13 protein-coding genes are annotated in these 17349 nt (G+C 69.7%); 5 read left to right on the top strand and 8 right to left on the bottom strand.

What is annotated here, in order from left to right; translation table 11 throughout:
* Nucleotides 1-139: 139 nt before the first annotated feature.
* A complete protein-coding gene (locus HR086_RS11695; protein WP_174465638.1) occupies nt 140-1114 on the top strand; it encodes a heme A synthase in 975 nt (324 codons plus the stop codon).
* Nucleotides 1115-1118: 4 nt separating this feature from the next.
* On the opposite strand, the gene HR086_RS11690 is transcribed toward HR086_RS11695, so the two are convergent.
* The 6 genes from HR086_RS11690 to HR086_RS11665 form a co-directional block, all read right to left on the bottom strand.
* Entirely contained in the window at nt 1119-2612 is a 1494-nt protein-coding gene (locus HR086_RS11690; protein WP_254623694.1) for a glycine betaine ABC transporter substrate-binding protein, read from the bottom strand.
* A 221-nt stretch (nt 2613-2833) separates the two neighbouring features.
* The gene (locus HR086_RS11685; protein ID WP_174456892.1) at nt 2834-3586 is read right to left on the bottom strand and encodes an ATP-binding cassette domain-containing protein; all 753 of its coding nucleotides are present in this window, start codon (nt 3584-3586) and stop codon (nt 2834-2836) included.
* Between the two features lie 30 nt (nt 3587-3616).
* Nucleotides 3617-4597, bottom strand: coding sequence for a hypothetical protein (locus HR086_RS11680; protein ID WP_174465636.1), 981 nt, complete (start codon nt 4595-4597; stop codon nt 3617-3619).
* A gap of 168 nt (nt 4598-4765) precedes the next feature.
* A complete protein-coding gene (locus tag HR086_RS11675) occupies nt 4766-5440 on the bottom strand; it encodes a DUF4142 domain-containing protein (protein ID WP_254613976.1) in 675 nt (224 codons plus the stop codon).
* A gap of 221 nt (nt 5441-5661) precedes the next feature.
* The gene (locus HR086_RS11670; RefSeq protein WP_141643105.1) at nt 5662-6090 is read right to left on the bottom strand and encodes a DcrB-related protein; all 429 of its coding nucleotides are present in this window, start codon (nt 6088-6090) and stop codon (nt 5662-5664) included.
* Nucleotides 6091-6100: 10 nt separating this feature from the next.
* Nucleotides 6101-9715 carry a DUF456 domain-containing protein gene (locus tag HR086_RS11665; RefSeq protein WP_174465635.1) on the bottom strand — a complete coding sequence of 1205 codons (3615 nt, stop codon included), beginning with the start codon at nt 9713-9715 and terminating at the stop codon, nt 6101-6103.
* Nucleotides 9716-10136: 421 nt separating this feature from the next.
* On the opposite strand from HR086_RS11665, the gene HR086_RS11660 reads away from it, so the two are divergent.
* Complete coding sequence (locus HR086_RS11660) at nt 10137-11027, top strand: zinc metalloprotease (RefSeq protein WP_174456895.1); 891 nt, start codon at nt 10137-10139, stop codon at nt 11025-11027.
* 147 nt (nt 11028-11174) lie between these two features.
* Here HR086_RS11660 and HR086_RS11655 read toward each other — a convergent pair whose 3' ends face one another.
* Nucleotides 11175-12500 carry a hypothetical protein gene (locus HR086_RS11655; protein ID WP_174456896.1) on the bottom strand — a complete coding sequence of 442 codons (1326 nt, stop codon included), beginning with the start codon at nt 12498-12500 and terminating at the stop codon, nt 11175-11177.
* A 283-nt stretch (nt 12501-12783) separates the two neighbouring features.
* On the opposite strand from HR086_RS11655, the gene HR086_RS11650 reads away from it, so the two are divergent.
* The 3 genes from HR086_RS11650 to HR086_RS11640 are packed head-to-tail and all read left to right on the top strand — an operon-like array spanning nt 12784 to nt 15119.
* Nucleotides 12784-13032 (top strand): hypothetical protein, encoded by a 249-nt coding sequence (locus tag HR086_RS11650; RefSeq protein ID WP_174456897.1) that lies wholly within the window; start codon nt 12784-12786, stop codon nt 13030-13032.
* Nucleotides 13033-13044: 12 nt separating this feature from the next.
* Nucleotides 13045-13764, top strand: a complete 720-nt coding sequence (locus HR086_RS11645) for a response regulator transcription factor (RefSeq protein WP_174457107.1) — start codon at nt 13045-13047, stop codon at nt 13762-13764.
* A complete protein-coding gene (locus HR086_RS11640; protein WP_174460020.1) occupies nt 13761-15119 on the top strand; it encodes a HAMP domain-containing sensor histidine kinase in 1359 nt (452 codons plus the stop codon). Before HR086_RS11645 ends, HR086_RS11640 begins: the two co-directional genes overlap by 4 nt.
* On the opposite strand, the gene HR086_RS11635 is transcribed toward HR086_RS11640, so the two are convergent.
* Nucleotides 15116-17347, bottom strand: a complete 2232-nt coding sequence (locus HR086_RS11635) for a hypothetical protein (protein WP_174465634.1) — start codon at nt 17345-17347, stop codon at nt 15116-15118. The genes HR086_RS11640 and HR086_RS11635 overlap by 4 nt on opposite strands.
* Between the last annotated feature and the right edge of the window lie 2 nt (nt 17348-17349).

Below are 17349 nucleotides of genomic sequence, written 5' to 3'. Positions count from 1 at the left end.
GGACATCCGTCCGGCCCTATCCGGATATGGCCTGACGCCCTGCGAGCGGGGAGGCGAGCAGGCCTGCTGATGGCCCGGTTGAAACTGGATTGGGGGGCACGGGCAGCGGGTCGGGTCGAGGTGGGTTAAGGGGACCGCGATGACTCACGCCGCCTCGTCACGTCGGTTCCAGGCCTTCAGCGTCGGAGTGCTGCTCTTCACGTTGGGGGTGATTCTGTGGGGGGCCTTCGTCCGGGCGACGGGCTCCGGCGCGGGCTGCGGTGACCACTGGCCGCACTGCAACGGCGAGGTGGTGCCCCGCGAGCCCACGGTGCAGACGCTCATCGAGTACACCCACCGGGTGACGAGCGGCCTCGTCATGCTGCTCGCGGTGGCCCTGTGCGTGTGGGCCCTTCGAGCACATGCGAAGGGGCACCCGGTGCGCAAGGCGGCGAGCTGGGCGCTGTTCTTCATGCTGACGGAGGCCCTCGTGGGCGCCGGCATCGTGTTGCTCAAGTACGTGGCGGACAACGCGTCCCTGGGCCGCGCGGTGTGGATGGGCGTGCACCTGGTGAACACGTTCCTGCTGGTGGGCGCGCAGACGCTGGTCATCTGGTTCGCCCGGGGGCGCGCGCCGCTGACGTTCCGGGGCCAGGGGTGGGTGGGCGTGCTGGTGGGCACGAGCGTGGCGGGCATGTTGCTGCTCGGCGTGAGCGGCGCGGTGGCGGCGCTGGGCGACACGCTGTTCCCCTCGGAGACACTGATGGAGGGGCTGCGCCAGGACGTGTCCGACACGGCGCATGTCTTCATCCGCCGGCGAATCCTGCACCCGGTGCTCGCGGTGTCCATGGGCGCGCTGCTGGTGCTCATCGGACGGTGGATGGCGCGGCTGCGGCCGTCGGCCGAGGTGAAGCGGGCCGCGCTGGCCATCAGCATCCTCTACTCGGTGCAGCTCATGGCGGGCCTGGTCAACGTGGTGTTGCTGGCGCCGGTGTGGCTGCAGTTGGTGCACCTGCTGCTGGCGGACTTCGTGTGGATGGCCGTGGTGAGCCTGTGCGCGGCGGGGCTCGCGGCCGATGCGCCGAGGGCGGAGCCGGTGGTGGAGACGGTGTCGACGCACGCGTCGCCCGTGTAGCGGCTCAGCGCGACTCCGACTCCGCGCGCAGCCGCAGTCCCTTGGGAACGAGGACGCGGCCCACGGCCTCGAACGCGCCGCTGACGAGCAGGGCGAGCACGGCGGCGGGGATGGCGCCTTCGAGGATGAGGCGCGTGTCGTCCAGGCGGATGCCGGTGAGGATGGGCTGGCCATAGCCGCCCGCGCCCACGAGCGCGCCGAGCGTGGCGGTGCCCACGTTGATGACGGCGGCCGTCTGGATGCCCGCGAGGATGGAGGGCGAGGCCATGGGCAGGTCGATGCGCCACAGCCGCGCGAGCGGAGGCAGACCCAGGGCCTCCGCGGACTCGCGCACCTCCAGGGGAATGCCCGTGAGCCCCGAGGCCGTGTTCCGGACGATGGGCAGCAGGCTGTAGAGGAACAGCGCGGCGATGGCCGGCCGTGAGCCGATGCCCAGGAGCGGAATCATCACCACGAGCAGCGCCAGCGAGGGGATGGTCTGGATGACGCCGGCGAGCCCGAGCACTCCCTGCCCGAGCCGCGGACTGCGCGCGGCCAGCACGCCCAGCGGCACCGCGAGGGCCAGGGCCGCGAGCAGCGAGACGCCGACGAGGAACAGGTGCTCCCGGGTTCGAAGCCAGACGCGGGAGGCGAGCCCCTCGCCGCGAACCACGGTGGAGACGCCCAGTGTTCGCGAGAGGAAGTCGGAGGCCACCTGCGCCTCGGGCACACGCTCCAGTCGCGCGCGGGCATTGAGCTTCACCATCTTCTCTTCCGACAGCGTGCCCGAGAGTCGCAGGATGGCCGCCAGGGCCTCCGGAGCGCGCGACTCGAAGTCCGCGCGGTAGAGGAGCACGGCGTCGTACGCGGGGAAGTGGTGCACGTCGTCCACGAGGACGCGCAGGCCATAGGCGGCGATTTCAGCGTCCGTGGAGTACAGGTCCGTCACCTGGACGGAGCCCGCATCCAGGCCGCGATAGGCGAGGTCATGGTCCAGGCCGCGCACGTCGCGCTGCGGGAGGCGGTAGCTGTCTCGCAGCGCGGGCCAGCCGTCACCGCGCTCCATGAACTCGTTGCTGAAACCGAAGCGCAGCTCGGGGTGGGCGCGCAGGTCGGAGATGGTGCGGATGCCCAGGCGTTCGGCCTCGGCCTCCTTCATGCCCAGCGCATAGGTGTTGTTGAAGCCGAGCGGCGCGCTCATGCGCAGGCCCTCTTCGGCCAGCGCGACACGGAGGGCCGCGTCGTCGGGCAGCTTGCGCCCGGAGAGCAACTCCTGTCGCAGCGTGCCGGTGTACTCGGGATACACGTCCAGCTCGCCTCGGCGCAGCGCCTCCCAGAGGACGGCGGTGCCTCCGAGTTCGCGCCGGTGCCGCACGCTCGCGCCGGTGCTCCGCGCGAGCTGCGTCACCATCTCTCCGAGGATGACGGACTCGGTGAACTTCTTGGAGCCCACGCGCACGTTGGGCTCGCCGTGGGTCGTGCTCGCGCGCTCGCAGGAGACCAGCACCAGCGAGAACATGAGCAGCAGCACGAGCCCCATCGGTGCGCTCCACAACGTGGCGTGTGCTCCCCATTCGAACCCACGGGGGCCTCGTGCCACTGGAGCATGCGGAGCGCCCGCAGCGAGACCGCATCCATCGCCGAGGCAACCTCGCGCACTCATGCCGATGTCCGTTGATGCAGGAGCATGCGGAGCGCCCCCAGCGCGACCGCCCCCCTTCCGCGTGCGCCCGTGCGCGCTCATGCCGAGGCCCCGTTCCCCGGAGCCAGCCGCTGGGCCTGGATGAACCGCGTGACGAACGGGTCCGTGGGACGGGTCTCCAGGTCCACGAGGCTCCCCTGTTGCACCACGCGCCCTTCACGCATGAGCACGATGTCGTCGCCCAGGAACCCCGCCTCCGCGAGGTCATGCGTCACCAGGACCACCGTCTTGCGCAGCCGCGCGAAGATGGCGCGCAGGTCCGCTTGCAGCTCGTGCCGCACCAGCGGGTCCAGCGCCCCCAGCGGCTCGTCGAGCAGCAACACCTCCGGGTCCAGCATGAGCGCGCGCATCAACGCCACCCGCTGACGCTGTCCCCCCGAAAGCTGCGCCGGATAACGCGCGAGCGCCTCGGCGGGAAACCGCGTCAACTCCACCAGCACGTCCCTCCGCTCGCGAGTCCGCGCGGCGGACCAGCGCAGGTGCTGGGCCATGAGCGTGACGTTCTCCTCCCCCGTCAGGTGCGGAAAGAGCCCGCCCCCTTGAAGCGCGTAGCCCACCCGATGACGCAGCGACAGCAACGCCTTCGCATCCGTGGGCAGGGGCTTGCCCGCGTAGAGCACCTGGCCTGTGTCCGCGTGCAGCAGCCCGTTGAGCAGGCGGACCAGCGTGGACTTCCCGCAGCCGCTCGGCCCCAGCAGCACCGTGGTCCGCCCCGTGGGCAGCGTGAGGTTCAGCGAGTGCAGCGCCTGCGTGGTGCCAAAGCGCTTGGAGACATCCTGCAAGGCGTACACGAGACGGCCCCTTCGCGCGAGACGGTGGAGTCAGGGTACGGAGAAGGCACCATTGCAGACCGGCGGAAACGCGGGCTCGGCGGACGCCAGGAAGCTGCACGCGGCGAACAGCGCCCGGTCATCCCACTGCATGGCGCCCGTCCAGACGACGACCGGCCCACGGGAAGAAGGCGCCGTGAAGCGCATGCACCGCGAGGGCCGCTCCTCCAGGAGACACGCCACCTCCTCCACGGGGCTCGAGCCGGGCAGCGCCGCCCTCAGCTCCGCCACGCTCTGGTCCCTCCAGCGCGCCGTCACCTCGTCTCGCGCGGGCCGGTACACACTCCACACGAGCGACGCGTCGTCACAGCGGATGCGGCCCGCGCGACTGGTGGACAGGGAGGGCTGGCAGCCTTCGGGCACCGCGAGCGTGCGCCACGGCAGCCGGGGCGGAAGCAGCAGCGCCGCCTCATCCAGCGACTCACCCTCCGGATTGCCGTGCGCCGCGAGATACTCCAAGAGCTCCAGACACCGCGTCAGCGCCGGCTGGGCGTTGTTCTTCGCGACACACCCCAGCTCGCGCTGACGGCCCAGCGACCCCGCCACCGAGACGAGGTAGCCCCCCGCGCGACACGAGGCCGGCCCCTCCAGGCCCGCGTCCCCCACGTCACACAGGGCGAAGCGGGCCGCCGGCCACGAGCGCTCCGCGAGCGGCAGCGCCCCTTCCGCCACCACCACGCCCTCCCCCAGTCGCTCCACCAGACGCGCCCTGGCGAGCGTGAGCACTCGCGCGGCGGGCACGTCCTTGCGCTCGACGAGCCACACCGTCGCGTCACCACACGGATAGATGCGTGAGCTGGCGCTGTCGGGGACGGGCGTGCACCCCGCGAAGAGCGCGCGGGCATCCGGCAGGAAGGGGCCCGCGGGAGTGGCTCCTTCGGGCGACACGGGCGGCACATGCGGCGCGGGTGTCGTGCACGCGCCCAGCACCATGAACCCCGAGACCATCATCCACTTCCAGGCATTCGCCATGCGTCGGGATAGGCACCCGCCGACCGCTGCGTCAACCCAGGAGAGTTCCCGGCGCCCGGCGTCGCACACACGTCCGAGCACATCCGCCGCCCGAGCTGAAACACCGGCGCGGTGACACCGGGCCCCCCGAGTCACCGCGCCCATGGTTTTCGAGAGCCCGTGCGGCTGTCAGCGGCGCAGGGTCTTCTCGAGCTCCTTGGCCATCGTCTCGTTGCTCGCGATGCCCTGGCGCGTCTTGCTCAAGAGGGCGCTGAAGGCGGCGTCGGTCTTGTATTTGTCCATCCCGTCCTTGGCCAGGTCCTGTCCCTTCTTGCCGTCATCGGCGACGCGCGTGAGGAAGCCCTTGTCGAACTCCTTGCCATTCTTCTCGCGGAGCTTGTCCAGCTCCTTCTCCGCCTCGGTGATGGCCTTGTTCAGGCGCTCGTCGACGCCCTCCATCTTCTTGTCGTAGCCCTCCTGCATGCCGGGGGTGACACCGGAGCCGCCGGTGCCGGGAGGCCCGGCCAGGTCGACCGTCGCCACCTCGATGGACTTGCTGTCGGCCCACGCCTTGAGGTCGGACAGGTGCTGCTTGTGGTCCGTCACCAGCTTCTGCGCGAACTGACGCACCTGCGGGTCCTGCGTCTTCTCCAGCGCCATGTTGCCCAGCGCGATTTGCTTGGCGTCGAAGAGGGCCAGCTTGCCGACGTACAGCTCCTTCTCGGCCGCCGCCTCACCAACGCGCTTGTCTTCCTTGTGGGCCTTCTTGGCCTCGTCTTCCGCGAGCGCGGTGCCCGTCATCGAGCCGAACACCAGCGCCGCCGCCAGGGCCGCCACACCACCACCACGAATCCTTCGAGCCATGCCGTCCTCCTGGACAGGGAATGCCGGAAGCTGGGTCAGCCCCCCTGCCTCGGCAATCGCCGCTCGCAAGCACGCCCCTCCCCGGAGCAGCACGCCTCCGTGCGCTGCCCGAAGTCGGGGTCTGGCTTCGTACCGGAGTGGACACGACGGCCTCGCCCGGGACGCGGACGCCCGACACACCTTCGTGCCGGACGCCGCGCTCCGTTGAGACGCCCTTCGACTCAGGCGCCGATGCGCACCGAGCCGAAGAACAGCTCCGCCACCGCCCGGGTGTAGGCGATGCGGTCCGCGCGCTGAGTGTACGTGAAGGTGTAGGCCTGCTTGTCCTTCACGCAATAGAACTGGAGCTGCGCGATTTTCAGCGCGCCCGCCTGGCAGGTGTACTCGCGCGTGAGGCCCTGCCGCCCGCCGAACGTCGCGGGCTTCTCACTCACGAGCGCGAAGCCCTGGGCGGACCGCTGCAGCTGCGGCAGCGCGCGTGCCGCCAGGTCCTTCGCCGTCTCCTGTCCCTGCCTGGGCTCGGCGGAGACCACGACGCTGGCCCGGAAACCTTCCTCCACCGGGCCCATGGCGACGACCTGACTGGCATCCGCCCAACCGTCGGGCAGGGGCATCGTGAGGTCGCCGTGTCGAATGGTGTTCGTGCTCATATCGTAGGGCCTAGATCTCCACGCCGGCGATCTGGTGCTCCTTGTCACCCTCACTCATCTTGTCGAACAGCTTCCCCACGCCGTAGACGCCCACGCCGATGAGCAGACCGACGCCAGCGCCCACCGGGCCGCCGATGGCGCCCACCGCCACGCCGGCGCCAATCGCTCCCGCGATGCTGACGCCGCCCTTGGCGATCTGCCACCCATCCCCTGCCTGGATGCCGCCGACGATATCCAGTCCGCCGGAGACGACGCCGAGCCCCGTGCCGATGGCTCCGAGCTTGCCGCCCACCGCGAGCGCTTCACGGAACCCCGAGGCCGTGGTGGACGCCGCGCGCAGACCCGCCAGCCCTCCCACTTCGTTGCCCGCGCCAGCGATACCCGTCGCCAGCTCGGAGCCACCACGAATGCCGGCGACGCCCTGGACGATGCCGCCGACGCCCCCGCCGATATCCGCCACGTTCTGCGCCGCGGCCACGTAGTTGCCCTGGCTGATGTTGTTCACCAGGTCCGCGCCCGAGGACAGCGCGCCCAGCGTGTTGCCGACGATGCCCAGGCTCTCCGCGCCCACCTGGACGCCGCGCGCGAACTTCGCCAGGCGCGCCGTCTCCGAGTCATTCGTGCCCGTGTCACCGTCCGGAGTGCCAGAGGAGTCCGCGTCGCCCGTGGCGGGCGGAGTCGTCGTGTCGTCCGTGGCGGGCGGGGCCGCGGGGTCCGTCTGCCCCGAGGCGGGCGGGTCCGCCGGGTCCCCCGGGGGAGGAGCCGCCGGGTCCGTCTGCCCCGAAGCGGGCGGGTCCGCCGGGTCCGTCGGAGGGGTGGTTTCCTGCATGAGGGTGTTGAGCGCGTCCTGCTCAATCAACCCCAGCACATCCTTGTTGATGGAGAGCGCCGTCGTCACGTCGCCCGTGGACTCGGGCTTGCTGATGGGGCCTTCGCTTTCTTCCTTGGCGGTCCCGGGCTCCGGCGTCATGGCGAGGTTGTAGAGCTCCTTCGCCATCTCGCCCCGCGTGACGTCCAGCAGGGCCCGCTCCTTCGTGTCCAGCTTGCCGAGGTCCCCTTCCGGAACGGGCTTGCCGTTGACGGACAGCTCCGTCTTCTCCGGGGTGACACGCACCTGCGAGGAGCCATCCGGCCCCGTGACGTTCTTGGACGCATTGACGAGCTGGAGCACGCCCGCGTCCGACTCGCGGCGCTGGCGCTCCGACGTCACCGTCGTGGGCTGTCCCCCGGGCGGCGTGCGCGTGCTGCTGCTGCGCTCGTCCACCTGGAGCCGACCGTCCGGGCCGACCGTGTCGGTCCGTTGGTAGTCCTGCTTCGTGGTGACGCCGTCAGCGCCCTTCGTCTCGCTCTTGGCGTTGGTGAGGATGCCCTTGTCGTCATAGGCATGGCTGGACGTGGAGCTGATGTCGACGGGCTCGCCCTTTTTGTCACCCTCGGTGCCGTAGACCTTGCCCTTCACCGTCTCCTCGACGGTGTTGCCCTTGGCGGTGCGCTCGGTGACGACCGAGATGTCCGGGTGGCCCTCGATGAAGGTCTGGCTGCTGTACTTGCGGCCGTCGGTCTTCTCGAGCACCCACTGCTTGGGGTTGTCCTTGTCGCCGTCGAAGGCCTCGCCCTTCTCGCCGTCCTCCGACTTGAGCTTGCCGGACAGGCTCGACAGGTCGCCCGCGTTGCGCGGCCCCTTGTCCACGTTGAAGCCATCCTCCGCCGTGAGCGCCTTGCTCATGGTGGCCGTGGCCTGCACCTCGTTCACGCCCTCGCCCTGCGAGAACGTCTGCGTGCGCGTGTAGGAGGGCTCCAGGTCCTTGCCATCAGGCCCCTTCGTGCCCGGAGGAGGAATCGAGTAGCTCTTCGTCTCCGTCCGGTCGATGGGCTGGTCTTCGTTGAACTTGTCCTTGAAGTTGTCGTCGAGCCCGCCCTCACCCTCCTGCTGGCTGAAGCGCGTCTCCGAACCCTCGACGCCACCACCCCCCTGCTTGTAGGTCGTGGTGAGCAGGTCGCCGTTGTCGCGGGAGACCTTGCTCTCCTCCACGGCCACGGCCGGGTCGCGGCTCTTCTTCAGGTCCTCGATGGACGGAGGGTTGCGGATGTCCTGGCCCTTGGCGGGCGTCCACGTCGCCGTCTGGCTGGTGGTGGTGCCCTCCGGCCCGTTGCTCGTCACGACCTCGCGAGTGACCTGCTTGCTCTGGGGGTCGACGGTGCTGGTGTCCAGGGTGACGTTGTTCTTGTCGTCGCGCGTCGCGGAGATGCGCGCGGTGACCTCTCCCGCCGGGTCCTTCTGGACGAACTCGACGCGGTGGGGGTCCTTCGTGTCCACCGCCTCGAAGCCCTCGGGCGGCTTCTGGTCCTTGGAGGCCGTGAAGAGCTCGTCGACCTGGCCCCGCGTGGCCTCATCCAGTTGCTTCTGCTGCGTGGCGACGGTGTCCTTGCCCTCCTTCGCGCTCTGGACGTCCAGTTCGGCGCGGGCCTTCGTCTGGCCAGCGTTCTGCGGGGAGACCTTCTCCAGCTCCGGGGACTGGCGGGTGATGACATCCGCCAGGTCGTACTTGCCGTCCGCGCGGAGGCCGTCCACCAGGCCCTTGGCGACGTTCGTCACCGCCGGGTCCTTCGCGCCCGCCTTCAGCGCGGGGGTGAGCTTCTCCTCCACCTTGTGGCCGTAGCCCGCTTCGGTCTCGGCGCGGCGGAAGCTGTCCGCCACGTCGCGGGACGCCTGAGGGCTGGTCTGCTCCGCGGCGTGGCTCAGGTCGCTCACGATCTGGTTCGCCTGGTCCTGGGTCACCTCGGGACGCCCCAGGCTGGAGGTCATGAGGTTGATGGCGCCCCTGGACTCCTTCATCAGGGCCTCGCGGTAGGCGGGGTCCGGGTTCGCCTCTACCTGGCGGCGCAGCTCCTTGGCGCCATCGGCCGGGCTGCGAATGGAGGCGTCACCCACCGCCTTCGCATCCGCGCGAACCGCCTCCTCCGGAGAGACCACCGACTTCGTTCCGAACAGCCGCTCCTGGGCCTTGGGGTCCAGGCTGCCGGCGTCGAAGACGTCACGCACCTGGTTGGCGTCCGCGTACGGGGGCGGCTCGCCCACCGCCTTCGCCGAGGTGTTGGCGGACTTCTGCGTCTGGATGGCTTTGTTGCCCTCTTCAATCGCCTTGTTGTGCGATGTGTCGGAAAGCTGCCGGGCGGCGGTGGCGTCCTTCTGCGCCTGCAGGAACGTGTCGTTGGCCTTGGTGGCCGCGGCCTTCGTGTCCTTGGCGACCTTCGTCGCCGCGTCCAGGTCCTTGCGCGCCTGGTCACTCAGGTTCGGGCCCTTGCCCAACGTGTCGACCTTGGCCTGGGCCTCATTGGCCTTCGTCTGGGCCGTCTCCTTCGCGGCCTTCGCGGACTTCTCCTTGTCCGCCGCGACCTTGGCCTGGCTGGCGTCCGTCCGTGCCTTCTGCTGGGCCTCGGAGGCCTTCTTCTTTTGCGTCTCGGCGGCCTTCTTCTGGGCCTCGGCGGCGGCTTTCTTCTGGTTTTCCGCGGCCTTGCGCGCTTCCTCCGCGCGACGACGGGCCTCTTCGGCCTGACGGCGTTGGGCCTCAGCGGCGGCGATCTGAGCGGCGTTGTTGCCGTTGTTACTGACGGGGGGAGACATGCGGAGACCTCTCAGAAGCGGGGCGGACCGAGGAGAGCGGCAGAGGAAATCCGGGCTGTTCCGGAATCCAGTCATGGATTCTCGCCATCTGAGAGAAAGAGTTGCTCAGGAAAGGTGGGATTTTTCCGGACCTATCTGGTGACGCGGCACGTCACGGAGGTGGGCCCTGGGAACCCACCCATCCCGACAAGGCGGCGTCTGGAGCAAGCCCAGACATACCCAGGCGACTCCGGGGGTGAGCCGAGACAATGAAAGACATTTTACAATCGCCCCTCCCGAGTGGAGCATTTCTGTCTCATCCGCCCCGGAGTGCGGCGTCGGGCGCACCCCGGGGATTGCCCACGGATTGTCTCAAGGTGACATTGACTCTCGCTGTTTCATTCAGCTATTCATTGAATCTCCATCTTCCCTGGAGATGACAATGATTGGCAGCGTCGCGAAGAGGAATGGTCGTCTGGCCGTGCTTGCGGGTGCCCTGATGAGCCTTGCCGCCTGTAAGGGCGAGGAGGCCGCGGAGGCCCCGTCGCCGGCGGACCCGGCGGTGGAGCAGACGTCGTTGCACCGCGGCTGCGCGACGGTGGAGCCCTCGGTGGAGGAGCGCGCGGCCATCGACGCCTTCCTGGCCGAGCAGAAGACGGCGATGCGCGCGGTGGGCTCGGTGACGGTGCCCACGTACTTCCACGTCATCAACAAGGGCTCGGGCCTCGCGAACGGCGACATCCCGGACTCGCAGATCACCGCGCAGATGAACGTGCTGAACGCGGCCTATGCCAACACGCCGTTCCGCTTCGTGCTCCAGGGCACGGACCGTACGACGAACTCGAAGTGGTTCGCGCTCAAGAGCGGCAGTGCCAACGAGCGGGCGATGAAGAAGGCCCTGCGCAAGGGTGGCAAGGAGAGCCTCAACATCTACTCCGCCAACCTGAGCGGCGGGCTGCTGGGTTGGGCGACGTTCCCCTCCAGCTACACCGCGCAGCCGCAGCAGGACGGCGTGGTCATCCTCTACAGCAGCGTGCCGGGTGGCACCGCGGTGCCCTACAACGAGGGCGACACGGGCACGCACGAGGTCGGCCACTGGCTGGGCCTGTACCACACGTTCCAGGGCGGCTGCACCGGCGCGGGTGACTCGGTCAGCGACACCTCGGCCGAGGCCTCTCCGGCGTACGGCTGCCCCTCCGGCCGCGACACCTGCGCGGGTGGCGGTGCGGACCCCATCACCAACTTCATGGACTACACCGACGACAACTGCATGAACACGTTCAGCGCGGGCCAGTCGGAGCGCGCGGACCAGCTGACGGCGACCTACCGCTAGGAAGTCTCTCGACAGCACGAACTGTCGGCTCGGCGCCGGGGTCTCCCACGAGGAGGCTCCGGCGTCGTTGTTTTCAGCGATGCCCGTGCGCCCCAGGCCGTGATGGACGCCGACCAGGTGCTCGGCGTCCCACGGCGTCACGGTGACTCAGGGACTGCGCGGACAGACGGGCGTCTCGGAGGGGCAGCGTCCGTCACGGTCCTTCGGCACCGTCTCCGTACACTCGGCGATGCGCGCGAAGGTGGTGCTCGTCGCGAGGCTGAGGTCCGAGCCATTCCACCCGCGCAGGATGCCGTGCCCCGCGCTGTCCTCGATGCGCGAGTTCGCGATGAACGGCGACGTCGGCTCGTCGAACACGAGGATGGCCGAGCTGACGTCGAACCCGGGCGGCAGGTAGTTGCACCCAAAGCTGGAGCACTGGCACGGCCCACCCGCGTACCTCACCACCGCCGACTCCAGCCGGTTGGCCGCGTTCATCCCGTCGAAGCGGATGCCCGCCCAGTCACCCGGCCGGTGATTCCTCAGGTTCGACGTGAAGATGACGGGACTGGAGGGCGTCCCCGCCACGATGAGCGCGCTCGTCTCGTCGTAGACGCGCAGCGTCGTCCCCGGCTCGAAGCGCAGCTCCGTGCCCGCTTCGATGGTGAGCGTCGCCGAAGCCCCCGGTCCCCCCACCTGGAGCCCCTGTACTTGATAGGGTACGCCCAGGTTCTTCAGGGTGGCGCTGGAGCCCAGGTAGAACACCGAGGCCGCTGCGATGGACGGCCCTATGTGAATGGCGTCCTCGAGATTCCCCGTGTACGTGCCCGACGGCAGCGTCCCCAGCGCATTGGGATTGATGACCAGGGGCTGCCGACCAAACTCGCCGCCCGTCCCTCGAATGGTCAAATCGGAGGAGCCCTCGGCGAAGCCCGCCGTTCCATTGAGAATGATGCCAGGCCCCCGTGAGTCCTCGATGGTGACGTGACTGACGAACAGCGGCCTCGGGCCAGGGAGCTCCGCGCCGGCATTCACACGCACGATGGAGTCCATCGTCGACGAGAGTCCACCTCCCGACAGCACCGTCCACTCCAGTCGCGCCGAACCTCCCGTCCCGATGAGCAACTGCCCCCACGGCCAGTCAGCGTGAGGCTCGAAACGCACCACCTGGTCCTGCTTCCCCTCCGCGCGAAGCACGCCCCCGCTGTCGACCTGGATGGAGGTGGCCTTCGCGAGACGCACCGTCGCGCAGGCCTCCACCGTGACCTGCCCCCGGATGGTGAGGTTGCTGGTGATGACATGGGGGCTGCCCGCGGCCCAGGTCTCCGAGGTGGAGACGATGCCCTGATGCTCGATGACCGCGCCGGTGACGGCGGGGCACTTGGACTCCGTGTCGGGCCCTTCATGCGGCGTTTGCGAGTCCTCGGAGCAACCGGAGAACAGTGAGGCACTCAAGAGCAACGAAAGCGCGAACCGGCGCGATGCGACGTGCATGTCATCTTCCCCAAAGCAAATGGACCAACCCCTCTGACCAGGACCATCGCTGATTCTCGGAGAGGTGCCAATGAACTCGCCCGAATCAGCGGCCCGTTACAATCGTTTACATTCCGCACATCCTCCCGCGACATGGAGGCGTTGAACTGCGCAGCATCCAATGGACCCCGAGGTCCTGGCCCTGGGAGGTTCGATGTCTCCGCACCCCACTCGCCGTTTCCGCGCAGTCGCCCCACTCCTCATCCAAGCCCTGTTGCTGCTCGCCTTCGCGTCGAGGGCCGCGATGACGCCGAGCCTCGATGCCATGTCCGCCAGCCGACCGCGAGACCTGCTGGAGTTGGGACAACTCCTGGTGGACGGTGGCGTGTGGCAGACGCGCCGGCTGATGCCGCAGGAGTGGGTGAAGCAGCTCATGGCACCGGATGACGGCGTCACTTCCGTGATGGGTGTGCCCCTGCGCGACTGGAAGAGCCTGCTCGCGGTGCCCACGCTCGTGGGGAGCTGCGAGTCCTACACTGCCACGCCGCACTAGACTGGGGACATGATGGGACCCGCCACACCGTCACCCGGCATCGAGGTGCTCCTCATCGAGGACGACGCGCACCTGGCCCGCCTCACGGCCGAGTACCTGGAGCGACAAGGCGTGCGCACCTGTCTCGCTCGGGACGGGGAGCAGGGCCTGGTCGAGGCCTCGCGCCGCGCCTTCGATGCCATCCTCATCGACATCATGCTGCCCCGGAAGGATGGGCTCACCGTCTGCCGCGAGCTGCGGGAGCGCTCGGCGGTGCCCATCCTCATGCTCACCGCGCGCGGCGAGGAGGCGGACCGGGTGATGGGACTGGAGCTGGGCGCGGACGACTACCTGCCCAAGCCCTACTCCTCTCGGGAGCTGCTGGCGCGAATCCAGGCGCTGGTGCGGCGCAGCCGGGGCTTGCTGGGTCCCTCGCGCGAGGTGGTGCGCGTGGGCGCGCTCACGCTGAACCGGAGTGACTTCCGGGCATCGCTGAATGGACAGGTGTTGCCGCTGACACGGCACGAGTTCGCCTTGCTCCTCGGACTCGCGGAGCGGGCGGGACGGGTGCTGTCGCGCGAGCAGTTGCTGGAGCTGGCGAAGGGCAACGACCCGGACGGCCCGGTGGACCGCGCCATCGACGTGCATGTGTCCCGGCTGCGCCAGAAGCTGGGGGACGACGCGCGCAACCCCCGGATGCTCAAGACGGTGCGAGGCGTGGGGTATGTGCTGGAGCGAGGTGAGGAGTCATGAAGCTCGGTGAGCGGCTCCGTCCCCGAAGGATGTTCTGGCGCATCTATCTGTATGGTCTGTTGATGCTGGGGGGCGCCGTCGTGTCCTTCGCGGTCATCGCCAGCCTCGTGGAGTCACAGATCGTAGGACAGGACACGGAAAAGACATACGAGCGACTGGTGGAGCTGGCCGCCGCGGAGTCTCCCGAGCTCGCCCCCCTGATGGAGTCCCTCGCCGCGCAAGGAAAGCTCCGGGCCACGCTGTATGACCTTCAGGGCACCGTGAAGGCCTCATCAGCGCGACCTCCCCTGAGGGTGCTCGATGACGCCGAGTGGCGCGAGCTTCGCACCGGCAAGAGCTGGTTCAAACGTGACGGGCAGAACCATTGGGCCACCCCCACGTGGCGAGGCAACACCGTGGTGGGCTATCTGCTGCATGAGGCCAACAATCGTCGGACGTACACGGTGCTGGGCGGCGTGCTGGCCCTGGTCCTGGTCGTGCTGGCGGGACTCTCGGTGCCCCTGGCGTGGGCGCTGGCTTCCCCGCTGGAGCGGCTGACGAAGGTGGTGGGCGAGTTCGGTCAGGGGCGCCTGTCCGCGCGCGTGCGGCTGAAGGGCCGGAACGAAGTGGCGGTGCTGGGGCACACCTTCGACACGATGGCCGAGCGAACGGAGTCACTCATCCGAGGCCAGAAGGAGCTGCTGGCCAACGTGTCCCACGAGCTGCGCACGCCCCTGGCGCGCCTGGGCGTGACGCTGGACCTCGTCGAGGACGGACAACCGGAGGAGCTGGCGGCGCGATTGCCGGAGCTGCGGCGGGACATTGGCGAGCTTCAGCAACTGGTGGATGGCGTGTTGCAGATGGCGCGGCTCGACCTGGAGGCGAACCAGGCGGGACAGCCGGGGCCTCGCCTCCAGCGGGCGACGCTGCGGCTGACGGAGTTCCTGAAGGACGCCGCCGAGCGCTTCCAGAAGAGCGCCCCCGAGTGTCGCCTCCAACTGGACGTGGCCGAGGACCTGCCCACGCTGGAGGCCGACCCGGTGCTGGTGCGGCGCGCGCTGCACAACCTGCTCGACAACGCGCGCAAGTACTCGGAGCCCGGCAGTCCGGTGACGCTGCGGGCACAGGTGGACGCGCAGGCGGTGCACCTGGACGTGGAGGACCGGGGCATCGGCATCAGCGACGAGGACCTGCCCAAGCTCACCACGCCCTTCTTCCGCACCGACCGCAGCCGCGCGCGGGAGACAGGGGGCACGGGCCTGGGGCTGACGCTGGTGCGCCGCATCGTCGAGGCCCACGGAGGAACCCTGTCCCTCCAGGGCGTCACCGAGGGAGGAATCCGCGCCCGGCTCGTGCTTCCCCTCACGACGACCTAGTCCACGTCCCGGGGCTCGGGGCGAGAGCGTCCGTAGGCCCCTTCGAGAATCGCGTCGCTGCGGAGTCTGCTCGCCTTCGCCGCCTCGACGTCCAGGCCTTCACCGTGTCCTCGCCCGCGTCCCTCGAACACGAGCGTGTCCCCATTGAACGACGCCGTGCGCGGACAGGACGGCAGCTTCAAGCCCGAGCGCAACAGCTCACACGCCAGTGAGCGCCCGCTCTCGAAGGTCGACGCGCCCTCCTTCTCCGTGAGCAGGTATTGAACGCGGCCCGCCTCGAAACGCAGCGACACCAGGCCCTTGCCCAGGAGCCGCTCCACGTCCACACGCGGCCGCTCCTGCGTCCAGGGCTCCTGTCCTCCCTGCGAGAACAACAGCCACTCGCTCCACTTGAGCGCCGGAAGTCTCAGCGCCTTCGCGTCGTCTCGCTGCACCCGCACCGTGCCTCGAAAGGCCTGACAGTGCGTCGTGTCGCAGACCGCCCGGCCCGGATGACGACTGTGCCGCTCGTTGTGCGCCACCACGCGCGCCAACGCCAGCCGCGCCTCGCCCTTCAGCGTCACGTCCTCCGCCGCCACCACGCCCGACGTGTACTGCAACCGCGTCGTGCGGAACACGAAGTCCGAGCCCCGCCGCGCCTTCAGCGCGCTCGGTGACGTGGGCACTCCCACGGGCGGCCGATACGCCGGCGGTGGCGACCACGTAAAAACTCCCGCGTAATCCCTCCCCTCCTCCGGCCCCTTCGGAAAGCGCACCCGCCACGGCGCGCCCAGACACACCGCCGCCCCGCGCGTCGTCAGTCCCTCCAGCCGCGCCCACTCCACCGGAGCGGCCTTCGGCATCCCCGCGTCCACCGTGAAGCCCACGCCCGCGCACCGCGCCTCCACCTCGCGCGCCGGCACCAGCCCCAACACCTGCACCCGCGCCGCCTCCACGCCCGCCTGCTTGCGCGCCTTCGCCAGGGCCGCGGGAATCTCCTCCGCGAACTGGCGAGGCATCTTCCCCGGCCGCACCGCCACCACCACCAGGTCCCCATCCACCGCCGCAATCCAGCCGTACTGCGGACGGCTCGCCGCGTCCCGCACCGTGCCCGTCTTCGTCGCCACGCCCACCAGCGCCTTCGATGCGGGCAGCTCCGCCAGCGTCCCTCGCGCCGCGTTGTCCGCCAGCAGCGCCACCACGTCCGGCCGCGCCTCCGCCAGCAGCCGATACGCCTGCGCCATCCCCCACGGAGACAGCGCCAGCGTGGAGCGCAGGCCCACCGCATCCGCCATGTCCACCGGCGTCCCCGTGAGCCCCAGCGCCGACAGCACCGGCTCCCACGCGCCAAACCCCTTGGGCGCCGAGCCCGCTGTCTCCCAGTCCAGGAAGTACCCGTTGCATGAGCGCAGGAGCGCCGTGCGCGCGTCCACCTTCGCCGGCAACCCCGGGCCACACGCCCACTCCTGCACGTCCACGCGCGGCGCCAACACCGGATGCTCCGCGCCCGCCGCGTACACGAAGGGCTTCAGCACCGAACCATACGGCAGCGCGCGCCGCACCTCGCCCTCCGACAACAACACCTCCCCCGAGTGCCGACTCACCACCACCGTGGCCGGCCCCGCCGCGCGCACCTGCACGTCCGCCAGCTCGTCGATGGACAGCGGCACCACCCACCGCGCCCCGTCGTGACACTGGCGCAGCCGACGCGACAGCGCCTTGGGAAAACCCACCGTCTCACTCAGGAGCCGCGCCAGCGCGCGCCGCGCCTTCGACGAGTCCACCGCGGGCGCCGCCGCCAGCTCCGACGCCGCGCGTGACAGGGATTGATAGGCCCCCTCGCGCCACGCCGGCAGCTCGCCGCTCAGCGCCACCGCGAAGGCTTCGTGGAAGAGCCGGTCCTCGCTCGACTGGGGACATGCCCACCACAGGAGCTGGTGCGCCAGCTCGTGCCGCAGCGCCACGCGCAGCCGCTCATCCAGCACGCCCGGCGTGTTCTGCCGCAGCTCCACGAGGCCGGGCCGGCCCTGCGCGTTGCGCTCGGGTGACAGGGCCACGCCGCGCTGGAGGACGATGGAGACCGGGGCCCGCACCGGCGCCCCGCCCGCCTCCGCCGCATACACCGACTCCAGCGCCGCCCAGCCGGCCTCCGCCTCGCGACGAAGGTCCGACTCGGGCGTCACGTCACCTCGCGTGACGAAGGTGGGGGTGGCCGTCAGCAACACGGCCACCACGGAGGCCCACCCCATCG

It is taken from the genome of Myxococcus sp. CA039A, assembly GCF_013336645.1.
Classification (GTDB): domain Bacteria; phylum Myxococcota; class Myxococcia; order Myxococcales; family Myxococcaceae; genus Myxococcus; species Myxococcus llanfairpwllgwyngyllgogerychwyrndrobwllllantysiliogogogochensis.
This window is presented reverse-complemented; position numbering and strand designations above follow the sequence as displayed.